The organism is Bacillus sp. sid0103 (assembly GCF_019219025.1).
In genome coordinates this window covers 100583-115447 of record NZ_JAHUWN010000011.1, presented here as the reverse complement: position 1 = coordinate 115447, position 14865 = coordinate 100583, and the positions used below count along the sequence as shown (strand labels likewise).

Genomic DNA, 14865 nt, shown 5'->3' with positions numbered 1-14865 from the left:
GTTCCCCCTATTTTTTGTTTAGGGTTAGTGTTTGTTTTTTTGAGGGGAAACATGATTGGATATAAAAGGAAATGGTGGTTGGTGATATATTCGGCCTCTTTTTGTGCCCGTATGGGGAAAGTTTAGTTTTGGTAGGAAAGAGGTGGTTGTTCTCGAAGATGGCAAGTGAAGAAATCTCCGTATTTCTGGGTTGCTAAATGATGGTTTTTTCAGCAAAAAGTAATCGTTAATGCCATTTAAATAAGCATCCTTTGAAAATAAAAGGCATTCGGGACAAATCCATTTCGATCTTTTATAGTCCATTGGGATGTATAAACATCTTGGACATTGCACTCCTGTGATTACTTCGGCATCTGCAATTTGAAAAAAATTAAGGATATCAATTTCTTGAGGAGTGTGTAGTTTTATCAAAAGATTAATCACTTCATTTAACGCCTTCTGATTTAACCTTTTTTCATTGTTCGTCTCCTCTAATTCATCTATCATCTTTAATAAATCATATGCTCTTATGACTTTTTTTTCGGCTTCTATATAGCCTTGATTGATGATGATTTCAGTAGAGGGTTTGCAAACTGCAACAAAATTTTCAATCGGGATGAAGGGTATTTTATTATTGTCAAATAAATGTCTTAATAAAATTTTGTGTCGGTTTACTTGGGCTATTGGATTCTCATAAATTTCTCTAATGTCTCCATATTCATGAATCATTTGGTTTTTTTCGAATCGTAACCTCCCTGAATGATTTTTAGCATCGAGAGTTACTATTAATTTTGGAGAAAGTAGAAGAGCGTCAATTTGGGAGAAAGTATTTCCCATGGGGAGGCGGAGACCGTAAAAAATGTGATACTTGTGTTCCGGAATTTGTTCGAGATAATATTTTATTGTTTTTTCTCCATTGTATCCAGATCTTAAAATTCTAATTTTGGCCTTAATATCCTGCATCTTTCTGTGATTTTCTACTATCCTTCTTTCTAAAGCTTCAACTTGAAGTAAGAAGGTCGGTGGAGTGAGTTCCATTTCAATCAAATTTTGTTCCTCCTTCGTATTTATTAGTATATCTTCAATAAAAATTTGGAAGCTCCTACTCTTTTTCAGTAGTTATTATGAAATTTGTGTGTCTATTTGGATTATGGGTAAATTCCCCTCTAAATTTAGGAAAAATAATTGGGGAAACTGCACTAATTCCAATTCCTTATTTCATAGTGTATTGGACATACTACATAATTTCAGACTCTTATTACATCTTTTACGGAACTTATTACATATTTTCAGACTCTTATTACATCTTTCCCGAAACTAACGACATTTACTGGATATTAATTGGAAATCCACTAAACCTTCTCCTGCTTATTACATCTTTTTTGGAACTTACTACATATTTTCAAACTCTTATCACATCCTTCTCGAAGCTTACGACATTTACTGGATATTAATTGGAAATCCGTTCAACCTTCTCCCGCTTATTACATCTTTTTTGGAACTTATTACATATTTTCAGACTATTATCACATCCTTCTCGAAACTTACGACATTTACTGGATATTAATTGGAAATCCTACTCATACTTAAGATACTTATTCCATAATTCCTACCCGCCCCCACAAAAAAAGATAGACGCGACTCCCGCGCCTATCCCACAAATCCCTATTTAAAAACTGGTTCCTTAAACTGCGCTAATTTCTCTAATGAAGACTTATCGACGTCAGCATGGAGGCTGTTTCCGTGTGAGTCCATTGTAACGACCGCCGTGAAACCCTCTACGCTCAGATGCCACATTGCTTCTGGAATACCAAATTGCATTAGGTCTACACCTTCAACAGATTTGATACAATCTGCATAATACTGTGCAGCACCGCCAATGGCATTTAAGTATACCCCGCCATGCTCTTTTAATGCAGCCAACGTCTTCGGCCCCATACCGCCTTTACCGATGACAGCACGGATACCGAACTTCTTCATGATATCACCTTGGTAAGGCTCCTCACGAATACTTGTTGTCGGACCAGCGGCCTTAACGTGCCACGTACCCGCCTCATCCTTCAACATTACCGGACCGCAATGATAAATAACTTGTCCATTTAAATCCACAGGCGCTTCATGATCGCTTAAATATTTATGAATCGCATCTCGTCCTGTGTACATCATACCGTTAATCTGAACGACATCGCCAACTTTCAGGGAACGAATCTGTTCTTCGGAAATTGGTGCTTGAAGAGTAATTACCTCTTCAGACGCAGCTGCCGTTTCCTTGGCTGCCTCTCCCTCAGCAAAATCAATGAATTCCCCATCTTGGTACATCCATTCATTAATTTCGCCTGTCTCAGGGTCCACACTCACACCTAAGCGGCGGAATGCCCAGCAGTTGTAGGCAACAGAAACATAGAAACTTGCAGGAATCCGGTTCATGACACCCACTTTACAGCCTAAAAGGGTAGCTTCACCGCCAAAGCCCATAGTGCCGATTCCTAATTTATTTGCATTTTCCATTACATACTCTTCTAACTTACGAAGGTCTTCATTTGGATTCACATCATCCACAGAACGGAATAACTGTTCTTTGGCTAAATCGTATCCGGATGAACGATCGCCGCCAATACCAACACCAATAAAGCCTGCGCTGCAGCCTTGTCCTTGAGCTTGATAGACGGAATGCATGACACACTTGCGGATTCCATCAAGGTCACGTCCGGCACGACCTAATCCGTCTAATTCACATGGAAGGCTATATTGAATGTTTTTATTTTCACAACCGCCGCCTTTTAAAATAAGACGAACGTCGATGTAGTCTTTTTCCCATTGGTCAAATTTGATAACTGGCAACCCAGCACCAAGGTTGTCACCACTATTTTCACCAGTTAGGGAATCAACCGAGTTCGGGCGAAGCTTGCCTTCTTTCGTTGCCAACACAATGGCATTACGAATTGCTTCTTTTATTTCTAACTGATTCACACCCACTGGCGTTTTAATTTTAAAGGTTGGTAAACCAGTGTCCTGACAGATGGGTGACACTTGATCGTTCGCCATTTTGATATTGTTTGTGATTGTTGCAAGGCTCATTGCCGCACTTGTTCCAGCGTTTTCAATTTCCTTAGCCCTTTTAACGGCCCGGCGTACGTCCTTAGGAAGTTTTGTTGAAGTTTCAACAACTAGCTTGTACATGCTTTCTTGAAATTTAGAAATATTCAATTCGAGTACCCCTCTCCCAATGTTCCCCAATAATCTTTTTCAATTTTATAATTTTTTGCACGCCTATATTATACTCCTATAACCACTAGAATTAAAGGATTAGCTTGCAACCGCTGCCAGGATAATCGAGTAAATATCCATGTAAATATTGGATAAAATAGCTTTCAGCCCAAAACCCACCCCCATAAAAAAAGAGCCTGTTGGTTAAACAGACTCACTCACTTCACGGTTATTAAATTCTCTGCATTTTGATTCCATATCATCTAACATTGAAATTAAGCGGTCAATATCTTCAAGATCCGTATCTTCAGGATCAATGGCATCGAGGACATCAATGAACATGTTTAATCGTTGTTTAAGAAAATTCACTTGTGTATTTTTATCATCAATCGGACTACCCAAGTTGGTTCACTCCTTTCGCTAACGTTCTCATCCTACCGAAAAATTTATACTTTGACAATCAATTAATAGTATTTTGCCCTATTTTTTAAAAATAAAAAGACCCCTGCAATGAGGAGTCCATTTCAATTAAATATCAGCGTGGCCGTTCAGAGGCTGCGAATCCAAAGGAAACATAATCCTGAACAGGAATCCATGCACCAATCCCTTGAGAAGTTACGTTTTTAATCACGATAAACTTTTTACTTCCTTTTAACATCAAATAGACTTCGCCGTAGGTTACTTTCCCTTTTTCATTTACACCAGGTGCATATGCATATAGGTAACCCAAGCGGTTCGGTGGAATGTTATAAATATGGTCATTCTTCGTGCCGGCACCAATAATTGTATCGAACGCAAGTGGAAGATGAGTTTTTTCCATCGCCTTTAAAAGCATCATTTTTTTCACGGCTTCCGGATTAGCGATTTTAGCAGTCAGTCCGCCTCTGATAATCTTTTGGGACTCCTGAACATACTTGATCTGATATGGTACCTTGCCCCCGCGATTATCAAAATAGTTGGTGTTAATTTTTTGGAACTCCCAGTTTGGCGAAGTTTCGGATGATTCGTAATTTAAGGGCCACTGACCAAGGTAAACGATGGCACGATATCCAATTGCAAACGGTGTGCTATTAATACTTGATTCATTTAGCATCCGGATTAAATCCGGATTTTCAATTTTTACCTTTGTAGAGTTAATCAACCTTTTGGTTAAATCACTTGGTTGTAATAATGGCAGATCCTGTGTTGAATTGGGATAGGTATTTTCCTTTGTAATATTCCGGACCGAAGCTGGAACTTGATATTTTACCGAGGCTTTTTGAGCCGGGACTTTTTGAGCCGGGGCCTTTTGAGCGAGGGCTGACGGAATAAAAGTTAACATTAATAGCAAAGTCATTAAGATACTGACATTTTTCTTCACGAGTTAAACCCCTTTCACTAATAGCATTAATCAGTCTGCTAGTAGTTTTTTCGGAGTTGATTATTTTTATCCATCAAAGGATGTAATTTCAATATTTCGCCTGAAGGCGTAACATTAATTTCTCAAAAAAATGGGAAGAACAATTGGATGGCAGGGCCTACTGTAAACGTAATAATAAAGGTTCCGTAAGATATAGGTCCATGTAGAAAAAATGCTGGAACCAGTGCAGTAATCTCCCCAATTGTTTTCGCTGCCATTAAATTTACTTGAAACCGTTTCTTAATCGCTAACATAAAATTATCAATTGGACTTTTTGGGAAATTAGCTTGTATGTAAATTGCTGCCCCAAATCCGATAATCAAGATGCCTAAAAGTAGCATCGCTAATTTGAAGATAAGTTGATTGACTTGAAATAAATCAAATACTGTCCCTAGCCAAAAATCAACTAACGAACCAATGATAATTATGGTGAGAAGAGAAAGAATGTCGGGTCTTTTCTTTAATAAAAGAGAAACGACAATGACTAAAATAGCACCATCAATCATTACCCATTTTCCAACTGATAAACCTATTTTTTCAGTTAAAGCTACATTAAGAGCATCCCATGCACCCACGCCAATTTCTGCTACTTCAATCGTCATGCAAACACCAAAAGTCATAATACTTAAACCGAAAATAAAAAATAATAACCGAATTAATAATTTCATTTGTCGCTCCTTAAAATTGGAGGAAAAGTAACATAAATGTAATATTCAGAACATTTACAAAATTACAATTCCATATTATAATATACTTAACTTATCAACAAAGGAGGGCCGTAATCAATCAGCTTATCAATTACCTATTACCCCATAAGGAGGTTGGGATTCCCGTCTTTTATGAGATTCAACACTCGTGTTCATGTAGTTAAATAAACATGAAGGTTGGTGATGGATGGCCCAAAGTAAAGCGATTGATTTTTACCCTGCTAAAAGGTTATTTTATCATAATAGCACAAGCATGACGATTAACCCCGTACATTGAAGAATTGAAATATTTTTAGATTTAATAAAGACTCTATGCCAAAAAGCTTAGAGTCTTTATTTTGTTTCTAATCATTAAAGTAAGTAAAAGCCAATTCCCATTATTAAATAGGCAGCTAGTAAAGTTAACCCTTCGAACCAATTCGATTCTCCGTCGTTGGAGATGACAACCATAAGGAGCACTGATGACACCATCGCAATTAATTCTTGCCAGCTAAATAAAAGCGGCATAGAGGTATCAAAGAAAAGAGAGGCAAGCACGAGCACAGGTAAAACGAACATGGCTACCTGTAAGGTAGAACCAATCGCGATTTCCACCGCGATATCCATTTTGTTTTTAAATGCCATCACAATTGCAGATGCATGTTCAGCTGCATTCCCTACTATCGCCACGATAATGACCCCGATAAACAATTCAGACCAACCAAGTGTTTCTCCCACATATTCAAAAGTGTGAACAAGGTGTTCGGAAATGTAAGCGACTGCTATGGTTGCAATGAAAAGAACAGCAATTGCTTTTCCTTTTCCCCATTCTGGTTCTTCTTCTTCATGTACAACTTTTACCGTATTAGGCTGGTAGACGCCTCGATGGGTAACCAACTTAAAAAATAAGGCAGCAAGATAAAGGATAATCAATATGACTGAAATCCCAATACTTAAGGAAAGAGTTTTTGCCTCATTCATACTTATCGAAAAAACTTCCGGAATGACAAAGGCAATGATAACAGCAAACATCAACAGCCCTGAATTATGTCTAGCATCATAAACATTAAATGTTTGCCGCTTAAATTTTAAGCCCCCAATAAAGAACGAAAGACCTGCCACAAGAAGTAAGTTTCCTAAAACCGAACCCGTTAGTGAAGCCAAAACTATTCCAACAAGTCCAGCTTTCAACGAAAATATTGAAATAATGAGTTCGACTGCATTTCCAAACGTTGCATTTAATAATCCGCCAATTCTAGGTCCGGCCACGATCGCAAGACTTTCTGTTGCCCTTCCCATAAAACTGGCTAGCGCTACGATGGTTAAGCAATAAATAATAAATAAGACAATATTTGACCAATGCATCAGTGAGCCAATAACGGAAAGTGGCACCCCTATGAGTGTCATAAGCATAAAAATCCTGTTCACCGTATTCCCTCCATATTCTTTTTATCTAACGGGGATTTTTTTCTTTTGAGTTTTTTCCTTTTGTTCCTTAATTTACCTAAAATCAACCCAAATGTCTAGGGGAGTATATTTCACTTGCAAATGGACAATTTTCTCGTTACCATCATTTAGGAACAATTTTATTTATATTGAAAGATGAAAATAGAATTGAGGAAGTTCTATGAAAAAAAATAAACTTCGCTTTTGGATTCTTGTTAGCATCGTTGCTATTTCCGGGTTTTCTCAAGGAATGCTGCTGCCTCTCATTGCCGTCATTTTTGAGAAAAGTGGTGTATCGCCCTCTCTAAATGGCTTAAATGCAACAGCACTTTATATTGGAATTCTACTTGTGTCTCCTTTTATGGAAATGCCCCTTCGGAAATACGGTTATAAACCCGTGATTATCTATGGTGGCGGCCTCGTCATTATTTCGCTGGCCTTATTTTCTATTTGGGAAACGTTTTGGTTTTGGTTTACCCTCCGATTACTCATTGGAATAGGCGATCATTCTCTCCATTTTGCCACACAGACTTGGATTACATCATCTTCTCCTGCAGATAAGCGGGGGCGAAATATTTCTCTATATGGATTATTTTTTGGGATTGGTTTTGCTAGTGGGCCGCTGATGACGCCATTAGTAAATGTAAATGAATCTCTGCCTTTTATTGTCTCCTCGATTTTATGTTTTATTGGCTGGATCTTTGTATTCCTGCTTAAAAATGAACGGCCTGTACAAGAGGTAGGTATTAATTCATTTCTATCAACCATAAAACAGTTTAAGAAGGCTTTAAAATATGGATGGGTTGCTTTTTTACCGCCATTCTCTTATGGTTTTTTAGAATCTTCCTTAAATGGCAGTTTCCCTGTCTACGCATTAAGAAAGGATATTGACGTATCCAGTGTTTCAATGGTTTTATCTGCGTTTGCCATCGGCAGTATTATTACCCAACTTCCTTTAGGAATCTTAAGTGATAAGTATGGAAGGAGAAATATCTTAATAACAGTTCTTTTTCTTGGATTTTTTAGCTTTACGGCAGCAATCTTCTTTGAGAACTCTTTTATCGGACTTTTTGTAGTTTTCCTTATTTCTGGAATGATAGTCGGCTCGACTTTCTCACTTGGAATCAGCTATATGACAGATTTAGTACCCAAGAGCTTACTTCCGACTGGAAATTTGTTATGCGGTATCTTTTTCAGTCTCGGCAGTTTAAGTGGCCCAATCATCGGTGGTTTGTTCATTAAATTTTTAGAAAATGTGAGTTTTTTCTATATCATTAGTACGATGCTCTTAATTTTATCGATCATCGTTTTCACTTTTGGAAAGAAGACGTATTTGGTGTTGGAGCAGCAAAATTCTTAACTAATAGTAGAGCAAATTCATATCTAGTGCATACAATGTGTGGTAAGATAAAGATAAACATAAATAGAAAGATTTTTTAGACTGTGCTGTCATCCCTTTGATGACAGCTTTCGTATTTTTTAAGGCTATTGACTTTGATTATTCTTATCAATTAGAAATACTAGGGGGGAAAAACCATGAGTTCTGAAGCAAAGGCTCTAACAAAGAGTGTTAACAAATTAAGGTTCTTCGAAAAGATCAAACCACATGCAGAATTAATTGCTGCGGGCTTAAGCGGTGGATTAATTGCAGCTGGCTGGATGTTAGATAAGTATGGAAATGGTGCTGACTCCATTATTGCTTATCTGCTAGCATTTGTAATTGGCGGTTTTGCCAAAGCAAAAGAAGGTATCGAGGCTACCTATGAAAATAAAGAATTAAATGTAGAAATGTTAATGATTTTTGCCGCAATAGGTTCTGCCATTATTGGTTACTGGACAGAAGGTGCTATATTAATTTTTATTTTTGCTGTAAGCGGTGCTCTGGAAACTTATACAATGAATAAAAGTCATAAGGAAATCTCTTCTTTAATGAAGCTTCAGCCAGAAGAAGCTTTGCTCATCGCAAATGGTTGTGAAAAGAAAGTTCCTGTTTCCTTGCTTCGAGTTGGTGATTTGATTCTCATCAAGCCGGGGGAGCGCATCCCTTCGGACGGGATCATCACGAAAGGACAAACGAATATTGACGAGGCAGCAATCACCGGTGAATCTATGCCCGTCTCAAAAGGAAATAACGAAGATGTATTTGCTGGTACCGTAAACCTGTCAGGTTCGATTACCGTCCAAGTGACAAAAGCGAGTCATGATACCCTTTTTCAAAAAATCATTCAACTCGTACAATCCGCTCAAAGTGAAAAATCTCCTTCACAGCTATTTATTGAACGCTTTGAAGGAACCTATGTTAAAGTGGTCCTTTCTGTTGTTTTATTGATGTTTTTTCTCCCGCACTTTTTGTTAGACTGGAGTTGGCAAGAAGCCTTTTACAGGGCGATGATATTATTGGTGGTTGCTTCCCCTTGTGCCCTTGTTGCATCCATTATGCCGGCCACATTATCTGCCATTTCAAATGGAGCAAGGCATGGAATCCTGGTAAAAGGCGGGGTGCATTTGGAAAATTTAAGCCATTTAGGTGCGATTGCATTTGATAAAACCGGTACTCTTACAAAAGGCAAACCAGAAGTAACCGAAGTGATTGTAAAGGATGGCCTTGTTCGAGAAACTCTAATTTGGAAGGCTGCATCCATTGAAAGCCATTCTAACCATCCACTTGCTACGGCGATTGTAAAATATGGGAAATCAAATATAAACAAAGAACTCCTTCATCCCGACACTCTTGAAGATGTACCTGGCTGGGGTGTAAAAGCCACAATAGACGGGGAGTATTGGAAAATAGGCAAGGAAGCCTTTATAGAAAATAAGGATGTTGAAATGTTTGCGGACGGAAAGGCAAAGGAACTAGCCAGCCTCGGTAATACACTAGTATTTATTGAAATTGATGGCGAACTAAGTGCGATTATTGCCATGAAGGACGTTGTACGTGAGGAAACAAAGCTGGCAATTGACCATTTAAAAAAGCAGGGAATCCGCACTGTAATGCTGACCGGTGATAGTGAAAAAACTGCGCATGCGATTGCCGCCGAAAGCCATGTTGATGAATTTTTCGCAGAATGTTTGCCTGAGATTAAAGTAGAAAAACTTAAGAGTTTGAAATCCAAATATGAAACTGTAGCAATGGTAGGAGATGGAATCAATGACGCACCTGCATTGGCAATCGCAAATGTCGGCATTGCCATGGGCGGTGGAACGGATGTTGCTCTTGAAACGGCTGACATTGTTCTAATGAAAAATGACTTGCCTCGAATTGCTGAAGCCATTGATCTGTCAAAACGGATGAATCGGATCATTAAGCAAAATGTTGTATTCTCCATCTCTGTTATCATGATCTTGATATCATCTAATTTCTTGCAAATGCTTGATTTACCATTTGGAGTCATTGGCCATGAAGGCAGTACCATTTTAGTCATTCTAAACAGCCTCCGCTTGCTTAAATAAAGGCTATGTTAAACTTGCCTGTTGATTGGAGCGAAAGAAGCTTCGCTTTCCGCGGGCGGTTTGGGGAGCCTCCTCTTCGCTTAGGTGCCTGCGGGGTCTCCCCTGTCCCGTACTCCCGCAGGAGTCTCGCTGTATCCGCGTCCAATCAACATGGTTAGGAAAATCAGCAATTGCAGTTAACAAAGCCTAAATTAAAAAACTCATAAGCAGTAAAAGACCGGATGAACATTCATCCGGTCCTTATTTTAAATGAGGAAAAGCCCATTAGTGATAGCCATTTGACCCGTTCGCAGAACCCGAAGTTTTATTTCCTTTACTTCCTTTTCCTTTTTGCTTTGTACCGCCATCTTTTTTAGTCTTCTTTGTCATAATAAGAACCTCCTTGATGTAAAATTAACCTGCCATCTTAGTTTGAACAGTTTGGCCACTTTCATGAAGGTAACTATTAGCAATTCCTGCGGTTTTTTTCACTATAAAAAGCATTTATTTCTCCACCTAAAATAATAATAAAAGCTGATATGTACAACCAAATCATTAAAACAATAATGGCTCCAATACTTCCATAGGCAAGCGAATAATTACTGATATTTCCCACGTAAAAGGACAATCCAATGGAGGAAACAATCCAGCCGATTGTGGCAAAAGCTGCCCCTGGAAAGGCACTGCGGCATTTTAATTTTACATTCGGTGCAATCCAATATAAACCTGTAAAAATAAGAAACAAAATAATCGCACTAACCAGCCAACTTAATGTATCCCAGAGCCTAATAAATTCGGTGGTATAACCTAATTGAGAAAATAAAAAAAGACCTATTTCCCTGCCAAAGACAGGAAGTATAATTGCAAGTATTAATACTAAGATCATCCCAAAAGTTAAAAGAATGGCCATTCCTCTTGAGACAATAAATGAGCGGCTTTCCTTGACGTTGTATGCCTTATTAAACGCCTTTACAATGGCATTAATACCATTCGATGACGACCAAATGGTGCCGATTATCCCGAACGACAGCAAACTGCCATTCCGATGGTTCATTATGTCATGGACATTTTTCTCAATTAAGTCCATTGCCTCAGTTGGTGCAAAATCTCTCACTACCCCCAGCATGTCCTGATGTGGAATCGGAAAATAGGGAAGTAACGTAAATAGAACAATCAGGAGTGGAAATAGGGACAGTAAAAAATAATAGGCCAACTGTGCACTCAAGCCTGGAAGATCATCTTCATCGATCCTATGCCAAAGTAATCTCAGTAGAGATGAGCGAACATTCTCTTTCCCCACCTTATCCATCTCCATCCTCCTTTACTGAATTCTTTCATCTTCTCTTAACACTTCTTCTAATAGAAGTTCTTCGTCACTTTTAGAGAATGTCACCTTCGTTTCTTTTATCATGTCAGATACCTGTGGTGTTAATTCCCTTAACTCTTCTACCTTGTCTGTAATGTAAGAGATGTCTTCGCTGACCTGCTTTACAGTTGTCTTTAATTTCTCTGCTGTTTCCTTTACTTTATCCGTTATTTCTCCTGGATTTCTAAAAACATAGGAAACCTTCGTGGTCGTTTTTTGTACATTTTCTTTCATCCATTCACGTGTATGCTTATCTAAAAGACTAATGGCCCCGCCTGCGATTGCACCTAGTATCATTCCGCGCCAAAATTGATTTTTCTGTGTCATATTAACGTCTCCTTTAATCCTTGCTATTATCAATAGTACCCCATGTAAAAAATAACAAAACCTGATTATATTAATTTTGCTTTAAAGAAGCGGTCCACGCAAGTCCAGATATACTTTTAACAAATTTTTTTGGATAAACTAAATTGGTAGTCCTTCCAAGTATTTTTTTATTGACAGATAATTTTTTACATGAAAAGATGAACTTATTAATTCGGAAAGGGTGACCGAAATGAATTTATCTGAAAAGTCGATTGAAAATGTCGAATATATGATTGAACAAATAAAGGAAAAGCTGAAAGTTTTGAACCTAGGGGCAATAAAACCTTCACACTTTGATGAAGAAATGTACGAGGAATTGAAAGAAATTTATGATATGGTCCAAAGAAAGAATTCGTTTAGTCCTAATGAAATGCAGGCACTAGTGGAAGAACTCGGAAGCCTTCGAAAGAAATAAAGCAAAACCCGTTATTAGACATAACGGGTTTATTTTTAATCCTGTTCAGTTAAGATGATGGTTCCCTCTTTTGTAATTGCAAGAGTATGCTCGTATTGCGCTGAGTATTTTCCATCAATGGTTCTAGCAGTCCAGCCATTGAGATCCATCTTTGTTTGGTATCTACCTACATTGACCATGGGCTCAATCGTAAAGACCATACCCTCCTTTATTCTTGCGCCTTTCCCTGGCAGCCCATAATGAGGAACATCTGGTTTCTCGTGAATCACCGCCCCAATTCCGTGGCCAATAAAGTCACGTACGACAGAAAACCCTTCACTTTCAACATATTTTTGAATGGCGTGCCCAATATCACCAATTCGATTGCCGACAATAGCTTGCTCGATCCCTTTGTAAAGTGCTTCCTTTGTTACTTTTAATAAACGCTCCGTTTCCTCTGAAACCTCGCCAACGGCATATGACCAGGCGGAGTCAGCTAAAGCACCATTGTAATTGACAACCATATCCACTGTGACGATGTCACCTTCTTTTAAAGGTTCCTTCCTTGGAAAGCCATGACATATTTCGTCATTTATACTCGCACAAGTGGCATATTCGTAGCCTTTATATCCCTTCTGTTCTGGGGTGGCACCTTTTTTCTTAAGAAACTCTTCGACAAATACATCGATTTCCCACGTCGTAATACCTGGTTTAATCATTTTAGCTATTTCTTTATGACAAGCAGCTAGGATTTCTCCAGCTTTTTTCATAGCTTCAATTTCACGTTGTGATTTAAGGACAATCATTATTGGAGGATCCCCTTCCTTTTTATTTATTTATTTATTTTTATATGTATGCAAATCGAATATGTTATTCGACTAAAAACATTCCTCTAGAGAATTATACTATAAGCTGTTATAGGCAACACTTTTAATATTAACTCTATCCAAGTATTTTTTCAAAATTACTTTTACTGAAATTTTTTCTCGAGTTCCATTATTATGTCATATTTCTTTGTTCTTAATATGGTACTTTTATATTCTTTTTGATAGAATTATCGTAAAGTGAATAATAATTGGGTGTGAGACTAATGATTGGTGATCGCGTAAAAAAATTTCGCTTAGATAAAAAAATGTCGCTTTCAGAACTTGCTTCTCAAGCAGGAGTGGCGAAATCTTATTTAAGTAACCTTGAAAATAATAAACAAGAAAATCCTTCTATAAAGTTCCTGGAAAAAATCGCAGTTGTCTTAAATATTCCTGTGGACCATTTAATACATGAAGAAATTAATAAAGAGGAATTAGATATTGAATGGATGACTCTTGTTAAAGACGCCATGAATTCTGGCGTTTCTAAAGAACAATTCCGAGATTTCCTTGAATTTAACAAGTGGCGAATTAATCAAAACGATAAATAAAATTGAAAAAGAAAAGCATTCTACAAAAAAGATAATTTTTGTAGAATGCTTTTTTATATATGTACGTTTTTCGTGAATGCCTAACTAACTCTTGTTAACCAAAAAATCACGAACAGCTTCTATGGATAACCCTAAGTCCTTTGCTTCTAAAATAAGTGCAATCCATTCTTGATCAATTACGTCTACCTTACTTTCGGTAATTACCATTCTACTCACCCCTAAAATACATAATGTATTCCAGGTAGCCCGGCCATCTTAGCATGCAATCCATGCCTTAGATCCTCGGCTTTGCGTCCCTGCTTTTCAACAGGTTTGCCTTTTTCTGACACTAGCACTACTTAAGTCACTGTATAAGCATTTCTTTTTAGTTTCGATAGGTCGATTTACTTAATCCACATTGATATTATATCTAGTGCTATTTTAGTAGTGTGTTGTAATTTGTCGTAATTTTCAAATATTCAAACAACTTTTTCTAACAAATTATCCCATATATCTACAATTATACCCCCATTTACAATCGATACATCACTCCTTTTTTGTCAAAGGAATAAAACTTTGGAAGAAATTCTTCCCTTTTCTTATGTCAATAAATAGTTATTTATCACGTAGATATTTGTCTGAATTGTGACAATCAGCATATAATGTAAACAACGTATTAATTTTCTTAATATTAAAAATATTAAAATATTAAAATATAGGTGGTGAAGCAATGCGATGACCTTTATTCATGTGTTAAACTTTTCAATTCCGATTGCTTTTATTCTGTTCGCTGGGTATTTATTGGACCGCATGTGCAAGCCTGATTCTTCAAATCAAAAAGCTGGGGAAGAGTGAATCCTTATTAGAAGATTCCTCTTTCAATCAGCTTTTTCTTTTTAACTGGCTAATCAAATGTAATGAATTCACTCCATTTAGGGAATGATACTTGCGAAGACGAAAGGAGTGTTACATTTGGCACGTGGAGAACATTTTGAACATAAAAAGAAAAACCACCCTGGGAACTTCCCAAAAGACGGTTTAACAGAAAAACATGCAAAAGAAGCAATTGGTGACGAAGAATTCCTAGTGGTTCGAGAAGCATTTAAAAACCGAGTTGAAAATGAGGACGAGTACCGAGGAGACACTGCTCGTCTGCTGCATGATCAGACAGAATAAAAAGGCGTGAGCACCTCACGC

The 14865-nt window shown here is 37.6% G+C and carries 15 protein-coding genes and 1 riboswitch; of the genes, 5 read left to right on the top strand and 10 right to left on the bottom strand.

The features are described 5' to 3' along the window. Nucleotides 1-24 precede the first annotated feature (24 nt). The 6 genes from KW850_RS13995 to cax all read right to left on the bottom strand — a co-directional run bounded on the left by KW850_RS13995 (nt 25) and on the right by cax (nt 6699). The gene (locus KW850_RS13995) at nt 25-1017 is read right to left on the bottom strand and encodes a nuclease-related domain-containing protein (RefSeq protein WP_256358259.1); all 993 of its coding nucleotides are present in this window, start codon (nt 1015-1017) and stop codon (nt 25-27) included. Between the two features lie 627 nt (nt 1018-1644). Continuing rightward, nucleotides 1645-3186, bottom strand: a complete 1542-nt coding sequence (locus KW850_RS13990; RefSeq protein ID WP_305730334.1) for a fumarate hydratase — start codon at nt 3184-3186, stop codon at nt 1645-1647. Nucleotides 3187-3390: 204 nt separating this feature from the next. Then, nucleotides 3391-3588: an SE1561 family protein gene (locus KW850_RS13985; protein WP_218348189.1), complete on the bottom strand. Its 198-nt coding sequence runs from the start codon at nt 3586-3588 to the stop codon at nt 3391-3393. A 133-nt stretch (nt 3589-3721) separates the two neighbouring features. Continuing rightward, on the bottom strand, nt 3722-4546 hold the full coding sequence (locus KW850_RS13980) for a YfkD famly protein (protein WP_308128801.1): 825 nt from the start codon (nt 4544-4546) through the stop codon (nt 3722-3724). Nucleotides 4547-4668: 122 nt separating this feature from the next. Continuing rightward, nucleotides 4669-5253 carry a YczE/YyaS/YitT family protein gene (locus KW850_RS13975; protein WP_218348188.1) on the bottom strand — a complete coding sequence of 195 codons (585 nt, stop codon included), beginning with the start codon at nt 5251-5253 and terminating at the stop codon, nt 4669-4671. A gap of 390 nt (nt 5254-5643) precedes the next feature. After that, the gene (gene cax, locus KW850_RS13970) at nt 5644-6699 is read right to left on the bottom strand and encodes a calcium/proton exchanger (RefSeq protein WP_218348187.1); all 1056 of its coding nucleotides are present in this window, start codon (nt 6697-6699) and stop codon (nt 5644-5646) included. A gap of 199 nt (nt 6700-6898) precedes the next feature. Between cax and KW850_RS13965 the strand changes: the two genes are divergently transcribed. Next, nucleotides 6899-8077, top strand: a complete 1179-nt coding sequence (locus KW850_RS13965; protein ID WP_218348186.1) for an MFS transporter — start codon at nt 6899-6901, stop codon at nt 8075-8077. Nucleotides 8078-8253: 176 nt separating this feature from the next. Continuing rightward, nucleotides 8254-10167 carry a heavy metal translocating P-type ATPase gene (locus tag KW850_RS13960; protein WP_218348185.1) on the top strand — a complete coding sequence of 638 codons (1914 nt, stop codon included), beginning with the start codon at nt 8254-8256 and terminating at the stop codon, nt 10165-10167. Nucleotides 10168-10612: 445 nt separating this feature from the next. Here KW850_RS13960 and KW850_RS13955 read toward each other — a convergent pair whose 3' ends face one another. Next, complete coding sequence (locus KW850_RS13955) at nt 10613-11455, bottom strand: YihY/virulence factor BrkB family protein (protein ID WP_218348184.1); 843 nt, start codon at nt 11453-11455, stop codon at nt 10613-10615. Between the two features lie 12 nt (nt 11456-11467). Further along, nucleotides 11468-11839, bottom strand: coding sequence for a YtxH domain-containing protein (locus KW850_RS13950; RefSeq protein WP_218348183.1), 372 nt, complete (start codon nt 11837-11839; stop codon nt 11468-11470). A gap of 229 nt (nt 11840-12068) precedes the next feature. On the opposite strand from KW850_RS13950, the gene KW850_RS13945 reads away from it, so the two are divergent. Continuing rightward, on the top strand, nt 12069-12293 hold the full coding sequence (locus tag KW850_RS13945) for a DUF1128 domain-containing protein (RefSeq protein WP_026564441.1): 225 nt from the start codon (nt 12069-12071) through the stop codon (nt 12291-12293). Between the two features lie 35 nt (nt 12294-12328). Here the strand turns inward: KW850_RS13945 and map are convergent, their stop codons facing one another. Beyond that, nucleotides 12329-13078 (bottom strand): type I methionyl aminopeptidase, encoded by a 750-nt coding sequence (gene map, locus KW850_RS13940; protein ID WP_218348182.1) that lies wholly within the window; start codon nt 13076-13078, stop codon nt 12329-12331. A 284-nt stretch (nt 13079-13362) separates the two neighbouring features. Here map and KW850_RS13935 point away from each other — a divergent pair, with 284 nt between their 5' ends. Beyond that, nucleotides 13363-13689: a helix-turn-helix domain-containing protein gene (locus tag KW850_RS13935; RefSeq protein WP_218348181.1), complete on the top strand. Its 327-nt coding sequence runs from the start codon at nt 13363-13365 to the stop codon at nt 13687-13689. A gap of 84 nt (nt 13690-13773) precedes the next feature. Here KW850_RS13935 and KW850_RS13930 read toward each other — a convergent pair whose 3' ends face one another. Then, nucleotides 13774-13896 (bottom strand): anti-repressor SinI family protein, encoded by a 123-nt coding sequence (locus KW850_RS13930; protein ID WP_256358252.1) that lies wholly within the window; start codon nt 13894-13896, stop codon nt 13774-13776. Between the two features lie 30 nt (nt 13897-13926). Beyond that, a riboswitch (cyclic di-GMP riboswitch) is annotated at nt 13927-14016 on the bottom strand. A gap of 624 nt (nt 14017-14640) precedes the next feature. Here KW850_RS13930 and KW850_RS13925 point away from each other — a divergent pair. Beyond that, complete coding sequence (locus KW850_RS13925) at nt 14641-14844, top strand: hypothetical protein (RefSeq protein ID WP_218348180.1); 204 nt, start codon at nt 14641-14643, stop codon at nt 14842-14844. Nucleotides 14845-14865 lie beyond the last annotated feature (21 nt).